Source organism: Mesorhizobium sp. M7A.F.Ca.US.014.04.1.1, from assembly GCF_003998745.1.
Classification (GTDB): Bacteria; Pseudomonadota; Alphaproteobacteria; order Rhizobiales; family Rhizobiaceae; genus Mesorhizobium; species Mesorhizobium ciceri.
In genome coordinates, this window is sequence record NZ_RZRW01000131.1 from 1 (window position 1) to 7,905 (window position 7,905).

Genomic DNA, 7,905 nt, shown 5'->3' on the forward strand with positions numbered 1-7,905 from the left:
CGTCTGGATCGGCCGGCGCGCCGGCGACAGGAGTTCGAGCGTCAGCGGCACAGTGCCATTGGCGATCGAAGGATGGCGGTCGAGGCCGAACAGCTCCTGTACGCGAATCGCCAGCACCGGCCATTCGCCGTCATAGCGGATAGGCACATGGCTGCCGGACGGAGCGTCGAAATGGGTCGGCGCCAGCGTATCGATCCTGCGCTGCAGATCATGCGGCACGAGGCTGGCCAGCCCGGCCGAGACAACGCCTGCATCGATGGCGGCAAACGATGCCGCGCCGGCGAGGTAAGGCAGCAGCCAGTCGTCGAGGCGCTCGACGAGGGCGTCATCCGCCATATCGGGCCATGGCGCGCCCAGGCCGCGATGCAGCCAGCCAAGCCGCTGGCGCAGCGTTTGCGCCTCCTTGCTCCAGGTCAGCAGCGACAGCCCGTGCTGGCGCACGGCATCGAGGACGGCGCGGTCGGCGTCGGCCCCCGTTGGCGGCGGCAGCATGCGCTCGGCGAGCGTGATGGCGCCAAGGCGCACGGTTTCACGTACACGCACGGCGCGCTTGTCCCGATCGAAGCTCGTTTCACGGCGCGCCTCGATCCTGTCCGCCAACGCGACACGGACATCGTCCTCGCCGATCGCCGCTGCCGCCGTGATGCGCGCATTCTGTGCCTTGCCCTGCAGGTCGGCGACGACCAGAAACGGCTCGCCCGCCAGCGGGTCGGCGGCGTCGAGCATGGCGCCGGAGCCGTTGGCCAGCACGAAACGGCCGCGCTCGCCGCGCGCCTTCGCCACCCGATCCGGCCAGGCGTGCACGAGCAGGGGACCGCCCGCCGCAGCTTCGCTGCCCTTTGCTCCGCCAGCCTGCCTTGCCAGCCTTTCGGCGAGCTGCTTGGCGGCGGTAGCGCGCGGAGATCTTTCCCCGCGAAAACGCATCAGCCGCCGCTCCAGATCGGCGCCGAGGCCACCGAGGCCGCGTTCGGTAAGCAGCACGGCGAACATTGCCGCCTCGAAGGCATGGCCGCTGCCGGCTGCCTCGGCAACCATATGCGCCAACCGCACCGGCAGAGCGAGCTTGCGCATCGCTGCACCCGCTTCCGTCAGGCGCCCCGTCTCGTCGATGGCATCCAGCGCGCGCAGTAGCCCCCTTGCCTCATTGAGGGCCGGAACAGGTGGCGGATCGAGAAAAGCAAGCGCTGACGGATCGGCAACGCCGAAGGCAGCACAATCGAGCAGCAGTCCGGACAGATCGGCCTCAAGGATTTCCGGCGGCGTGAAAGCGGGAAGTGCAGCCGTTTGCTCGGCCCGCCACAGCCGGATGGCGACGCCTGGCTGCGTGCGCCCGGCACGGCCGGCGCGCTGGTCGGCGGAAGCCTTGCTGACACGCACGGTCTCCAGTCGGGTCAAGCCACTGGCCGGCTCATAGCGCGGCAGCCGCGACAGGCCGGAATCGATGACGACGCGCACGCCGTCGATGGTGATCGAGGTTTCGGCTATCGAGGTGGCCAGCACCACCTTGCGGCGGCCCGCCGGCGGCGGCTTGATCGCCGCGTCCTGCGCCTTGCCGTCCAGCATGCCGTAGAGCGGGACGATGTCGGTATCGGTGCCGACCTTGCCGGCCAGCCGTTCGGCGGTGCGCTCGATCTCGCGCTGGCCGGGCAGGAAGGCAAGGACGCTGCCGCTCTCGTCGGCAAGGGCGGCGCGGATCGCCTTGGCCATCGCGTCCTCGATGGCGATGCCGGCCGGCCGTTCGTCATAACGGATATCGACGGGAAAGGCGCGACCCTCGCTTTCGACGACCGGCGCGCCCGACATGAGTTTGGCGACGCGCGCGCCGTCGAGCGTCGCCGACATCACAGCCAAGCGCAGATCCGGCCTGAGCGCCCCCTGCACGTCGAGCGCCAGAGCGAGACCGAAATCGCCGTCGAGCGAACGCTCGTGGAATTCGTCGAAAATGACAGCCGAAACACCGGGCAGTTCGGGATCGTCGAGGATCATGCGCGCCAGCACGCCTTCGGTGACGACCACGATCCTGGTCTTTGCCGAAATGCGGTTTTCCATGCGCATGGCGTAGCCGACGGTGGCGCCGGGTTCCTCACCAAGCAACTCAGCCATCCGGCGAGCGGCGGCGCGAGCGGCGAGGCGGCGCGGTTCAAGCAGGATGATCTTGCCGGCGCCGAGCCAAGGCGCGTCAAGCAGCGCCAGCGGCACCAGCGTGGTCTTGCCAGCGCCGGGCGGCGCCACCAGCACGGCGCTGTTGCCATCGCCAAGCGCTTCCCTCAGCGCCGGCAGCACGACGGACACAGGAAGCTCCGGCAGGGGTTTTGTGGTCATGGCGCCCGCATATCAGCGGTTACGGCCACGGCGCAACCAGAGTCGGTTCAAAGCCGGGTACGCGAAAACGGGTTCCAGCGCACGGTCCCCAGCCGCGCTTCCTCACGCACCATGGTCAACAGGCCGGCGCCGCCAACGACCGCCAGGCCAACCAGCGACAGCCCGTCCGGATATTCCTGGAAAAACAACGCGCCGAGGATCACCGCCCAGGCGATCTGCGAATAATGCGTCGGCGCGACCCGGTTGGCAGGCGCGTATTTCATGGCCAGCAGTTGAAGGAATTGTCCACCTGCTGTGAAGGCACCGGCCGCCGCCAACCACAGCAACTGCTTGCCGTCGGGAACGGTGAACGAGGTGGCGGCGGCACCGATGCCGTTGAACAGCAGGCCGTAGCCGACCAGCACGCCGAGCATGGTGGTGCGCTTTTCCTGCTGCGCCAGCGAGCGCATCAGGATGACGCTGGTGGCGGCGAGGAAGGCAACACCGAAGGCGGCAAGGTGGCCGAGATTGAGCTCGCGAAAGCCCGGCCGCACCACCAGCATGACACCGGCGAAACCGGCGACCACTGCCAGCCAGCGCCAGGGGCCGACCTTCTCCTTGAGGATCACCGTGGAGAGAATGGTGACGCAGAGCGGCGCCAGGAATATCAACGCATAGGACTCGGCCAGCGGAATGGTGGTGAAGGCGTAGACACTGAGCACGCCGGAAGCGATGCCCGCCCAGGCACGCGCCTGCACCGCCCATGGCCTTCTGGTGCGCCAGAAATCGCGCCAGCGTTCGCCCGCGGGCCGCGTGAAGAACAGGAAGAAGCCCGCGAACAAGGTTATGAAAAAGCCGATCTCGAAGATCGTGAGCTGACCGCCCAGGCTTTTGACAACGGCATCGCTACCCGAATAGCTTGCGTAGGCGATCAGGGCGAGCAGGATTCCGTTCGTCACGTTGTTCCAATTCCGGGGAGAGAGTGGTTTGAAAATCCTGGCGCTCGGTGCGCATCCGGACGACATCGAGATCTTCATGTTCGGTACGATGGCCGCCTATGCTGCGCAAGGCGCAGAACTCACTTTTGCCATGGCCACCGATGGTGCCAGGGGCGGCACAAGTGATCCCGCTGTTCTCGCTCGTGTCCGTCGCGACGAAGCAACGGCCGCGGCCGCGCTGGTAGGCGCAGTGCCACGCTTCCTCGACTTCCCGGACGGCGAGCTGGTGGCCGATGCAGCGCTGATTGGAGCTCTGAAAGCACTGATCGGTCAAATCGGCCCGGATCTGGTGATCACGCATGCGCCCAACGATTATCATGCAGACCATCGCGCGCTGTCGGACGGCGTTCGTATCGCGGCGTCTTTCGCCGTCCCAGTGCTGCATGCCGACACGATGGGCGGCACCGGTTTCTCGCCGACGCACTATGTCGACATTTCCGCCCATGCCGACGTCAAGGCCGAGGCGATCCGCATGCATCAATCGCAGGATCCCGACCGCTTCGTCGACATTGCGCGGACACAGAACGCCTTTCGCGCCGGCCAGTGCAACGGCGCGCAAGGCTCATCGGCCGAAGCCTTCCGTTTCGAACCGTCGTTCCCGTTCGCCGATATCCGCGCGCTGCTGCCGCCGGCGCCGGCGATCCGCAAGGTGATGGTGAGCACCAGAAGGGTAGATTGAAAGCCGAGGCTGCCCCACGTCCCGGTCAGAATCGGCCTGAACAGCTTCGGTAAACCAGCCAGCGACCCGCGCTTTTCCCAACGTTTTCAGACATCGCCATAAGCATGCTGCGGCGCAGCAACGAATTCGCTTGCCTTGTTTAGTAAAAATTGCATCACTAAACAAATTACTAAACATCTGCAGCGCAACCGCGCCGCCATGTTTGGGCCCCTGAGGAGAGGGGTTGAGGGCTTTTTGAAACCGTCATCCGGGCGCGTTTCGCAAATGGGAGGAAGTCATGAAATCGAGCTTGAAACTGGCGTTGGGACTGACCTCGGCAATCACAGCGTCGACAGCCGTCGCGAACGTCGCGCACGCTGAAGACCTGACCCTGTGCTGGGCCGCCTGGGACCCGGCCAACGCGCTTGTCGAACTGTCCAAGGATTTTACCAAGGAAACCGGTATCGGCATGAAATTCGAGTTCGTGCCGTGGACCAACTATGCCGACCGTTTCCTCAACGAGCTCAACTCGCACGGCAAATTGTGCGACCTGATCATCGGCGACAGCCAGTGGATCGGCGGCGCTGCCGAGAACGGCCATTACGTCAAGCTGAACGACTTCTTCGACAAGGAGAAGATCAGCATGGACGATTTCGTGCCGGCAACCGTCGTCGGCTATTCGGAATGGCCGAAGAACACGCCGAACTACTGGGCGCTGCCGGCCATGGGCGACGTCGTCGGCTGGACCTACCGCAAGGACTGGTTCTCCAAGCCGGAGCTGCAGAAGGAATTCAAGGAGAAGTACGGTTGGGACCTCGGCCCGCCAACCACTTTCGACCAGTTGAAGCAGGTCGCCGAGTTCTTCCAGAAGCGCGAGATCGACGGCAAGACCGTCTATGGCGCCTCGATCTACACCGAGCGCGGCTCCGAAGGCATCACCATGGGCGCCATGGACGTGCTCTACAGCTATGGCTTCCAATACGAAAACCCCAAGAAGCCCTATGAAATGGAAGGCTTCGTCAACTCCGACAAGTCGGTCAAGGGGCTGGAGTTCTACAAGGCGCTCTATGATTGCTGCACGCCGCCCGGTGCCTCGAACAGCTACATGGGCGAAGGCGTCGATGCCTTCAAATCCGGCCAGGTGGCGATGCACATGAACTTCGCCTTCACATGGCCGGGCCTGCAGAAGGACGAGAATGTCGGCGGCGACAAGATCGGTTACTTCGTCAACCCGAAGGGTCCCGACGGCGAGCAGTTCGCCCAGCTCGGCGGCCAGGGTATCTCCGTGGTGTCCTATTCCGACAAGCAGGAGGCGGCGCTGAAATACATCAAGTGGTTCGCCAACAAGGACGTGCAGGCCAAATGGTGGTCGCTCGGCGGCTATTCGTGCCTCAACGCGGTGGTCAAGGATCCGAAGTTCCCGGCCAGCCAGCCCTATGCGCAGACCTTCCTCGACTCGATGGCCATCGTGAAGGACTTCTGGGCCGAGCCGAGCTACGCCCCGCTGCTGCAGGCTTCGCAGAAACGCTTCCACGACTATGTCGTCGCCGGCCAGGGTTCGGCCAAGGATGCGCTCGACGGCCTGGTCAAGGACTGGACCCAGGTCTTCCAGGACGATGGCAAGATGTAACCAGCTCCTCCCGAGCTAAGCCAAGCATCCCGTGCCGCCCCTTGGCACGGGATGCAGTTCAGATAAATTCCATGACAGAGACGACCAAGTGACCGAAGCAGGACTCACCATGCTCAATCGGACCGCGGAGAACGTTGCCCGGGCGACCCCGGAACCGTTGGCCCGCAAGGTCCGGGGCATCAGCGACAAGGGCCTCGCCTGGCTGTTCATCTCGCCGACGATCCTGTTGCTGCTGGCCATCAACATCTTCCCGCTGTTCTGGGCGATCTATCTGTCGTTCACCAACTACCGGGCCAACCGCCCGAACGAGGTGGTGAAAAATCTCGGCCTTGCCAACTACCAGCGCATCCTCGGCGACAAGGACATCTGGATCGCCATGCAGACGACCGCGCATTTCGTGTTCTGGACGATCCTTTTGCAGACGCTGATCGGCTTCACGCTGGCCTGGCTGATCGACAGGAAGTTCCGAGGCCACGCCTTCTGGACGACGCTGATCCTGGTGCCGATGATGCTGTCGCCGGCGGTAGTCGGCAATTTCTGGCGCTTCCTCTATGAGCCGCAGATCGGCCTGTTCGCCTATGCGATCTCCTTCGTCACGAGGATCCCGCCGACCAATATTCAGATGCTCTCCAACGTGTCGCTGGCGCCCTGGTCGATCATCATCGTCGATACCTGGATGTGGACGCCCTACGTGATGCTGATCTGCCTCGCGGGCCTACGCTCCATCCCCGAATACATCTACGAGGCGGCCGAGGTCGACCGCGCCTCGAACTGGCGGCAGTTCTGGTCGATCACGCTGCCGATGGCGCTGCCCTTCATCATGCTGGCGGTGCTGTTTCGCGGCATCGAGAACTTCAAGATGTTCGACATGGTCAATCTGTTGACCGGCGGCGGGCCGGGCTCGACGACCGAGGTCGCCTCGATAACGCTGAAGCGGCAGGCTTTCGAAAGCTGGCGCACCGGTTATTCCTCGGCCTTCGCCATCATCCTTTTCGTGGCGGTGTTCGGCCTGGCCAACATCTACGTCAAGGCGCTCAACAAGGTGAAGCAGAGATGAGCCTGACCACAGCCCATTCGGTCGTCGCACCGAGCAGCAACTCGAAACGGATCGCCGGCACGATCATCGTGCTTTACGCACTGATCTCGATCGTGCCGCTGCTGTGGATCTTCGCCACCAGCTTCAAGACGCCGCCGGATTCGATTGCCTATCCGCCCAAGATCCTGTTCCAGCCCAGTCTTGAGGGCTACTGCAATTTGTTCACGACGCGGACCCGGCAGACGCCGGAATACATCAACTCGCTGGGTCCGGCGACGGGCTTCTGCGACGAGACCACGCGCAAGCGCAACATGGTGATCGCCGGTCCGTCCAACTTCCTGCCGCGCTTCGTCAATTCGCTGATCATCGCCTTCGGTTCGACCTTCTGCGCCGTGTTCTTAGGCACGCTGTCGGCCTACGGCTTCTCACGCTTCAAGGTGCCGCTCGCCGACGACCTCCTGTTCTTCATCCTGTCGACGCGCTTCATGCCGCCGATCGCCGTCGCCATTCCGATCTATCTGATGTACCGCGAGCTTGGCCTGTCGGACACCGCGCTCGGCATGATCCTGCTCTATACGGCGGTCAACGTGTCGCTGGCTGTCTGGCTGCTGAAGGGCTTCATCGACGAGATCCCGCGCGAATATGAAGAAGCGGCAATGATCGACGGCTACACGCGGCTGCAGGCCTTCTGGCGCACCGTGCTGCCGCAGGCGACGACCGGCATAGCCGCGACCGCCATCTTCTGCCTGATCTTCGCCTGGAACGAGTATGCGTTCGCAGCTCTCCTGACCTCCGGCACGGCGCAGACCGCGCCGCCCTTCATCCCGACCATCATCGGCGAAGGCGGCCAGGACTGGCCGGCGGTCGCGGCCGGCACGACGATCTTCCTGGTGCCGATCCTGGTTTTCACCATCCTGCTTCGCAAGCAATTGCTGCGCGGCATCACCTTCGGCGCGGTGCGCAAATGAGCTTGACCAAGCCTGGGAACCGCAAATCGCGCTGGCCGGCCTGGGCACGGCGCGGGCTGATGGAAAACATCGCGACAGCGCTGATCGCCATCGGCTTCCTGATGCTGTTCCAGCCCTTCGCGCTGTCGCTCTACACCTACTCCTTCATCACCATGCTCGCCGGCACCGTGATGTTCATCATCGTCTCCAAATTCCCGGAATAATCATGGCCGAAATCCGTGTCCAGCACCTGAGAAAGGCCTTCGGCGATTTCGTCGCCGTGCAGGATTCCAACTTCGTCGTCGAGGATGGCGAGTTCTTCGTCATGCTCGGCC

Annotated in this window: 7 protein-coding genes; 5 read left to right on the plus strand and 2 right to left on the minus strand. The window is 63.8% G+C overall.

What is annotated here, in order from left to right:
- Together hrpB and EOA22_RS11655 are read right to left on the minus strand one after the other, a co-directional pair.
- A partial coding sequence (gene hrpB, locus EOA22_RS11650) for an ATP-dependent helicase HrpB (RefSeq protein ID WP_127389976.1) occupies positions 1 to 2,322 on the minus strand: 2,322 nt, incomplete at its 3' end.
- Between the two features lie 47 nt (positions 2,323 to 2,369).
- Positions 2,370 to 3,260: a DMT family transporter gene (locus EOA22_RS11655; protein WP_063169899.1), complete on the minus strand. Its 891-nt coding sequence runs from the start codon at positions 3,258 to 3,260 to the stop codon at positions 2,370 to 2,372.
- A 28-nt stretch (positions 3,261 to 3,288) separates the two neighbouring features.
- Between EOA22_RS11655 and EOA22_RS11660 the strand changes: the two genes are divergently transcribed.
- The 5 genes from EOA22_RS11660 to EOA22_RS11680 all read left to right on the plus strand — a co-directional run bounded on the left by EOA22_RS11660 (position 3,289) and on the right by EOA22_RS11680 (position 7,794).
- Entirely contained in the window at positions 3,289 to 3,978 is a 690-nt protein-coding gene (locus tag EOA22_RS11660) for a PIG-L deacetylase family protein (RefSeq protein WP_063169898.1), read from the plus strand.
- 277 nt (positions 3,979 to 4,255) lie between these two features.
- Positions 4,256 to 5,587, plus strand: coding sequence for an ABC transporter substrate-binding protein (locus EOA22_RS11665; RefSeq protein WP_027164284.1), 1,332 nt, complete (start codon positions 4,256 to 4,258; stop codon positions 5,585 to 5,587).
- Between the two features lie 109 nt (positions 5,588 to 5,696).
- Positions 5,697 to 6,644, plus strand: a complete 948-nt coding sequence (locus EOA22_RS11670) for a sugar ABC transporter permease (RefSeq protein ID WP_063169897.1) — start codon at positions 5,697 to 5,699, stop codon at positions 6,642 to 6,644.
- A complete protein-coding gene (locus EOA22_RS11675; protein WP_013528079.1) occupies positions 6,641 to 7,591 on the plus strand; it encodes a carbohydrate ABC transporter permease in 951 nt (316 codons plus the stop codon). Before EOA22_RS11670 ends, EOA22_RS11675 begins: the two co-directional genes overlap by 4 nt.
- Positions 7,588 to 7,794, plus strand: coding sequence for a hypothetical protein (locus tag EOA22_RS11680; RefSeq protein WP_013528080.1), 207 nt, complete (start codon positions 7,588 to 7,590; stop codon positions 7,792 to 7,794). The genes EOA22_RS11675 and EOA22_RS11680 overlap by 4 nt, the downstream gene beginning before the upstream one ends.
- Positions 7,795 to 7,905: the final 111 nt, after the last annotated feature.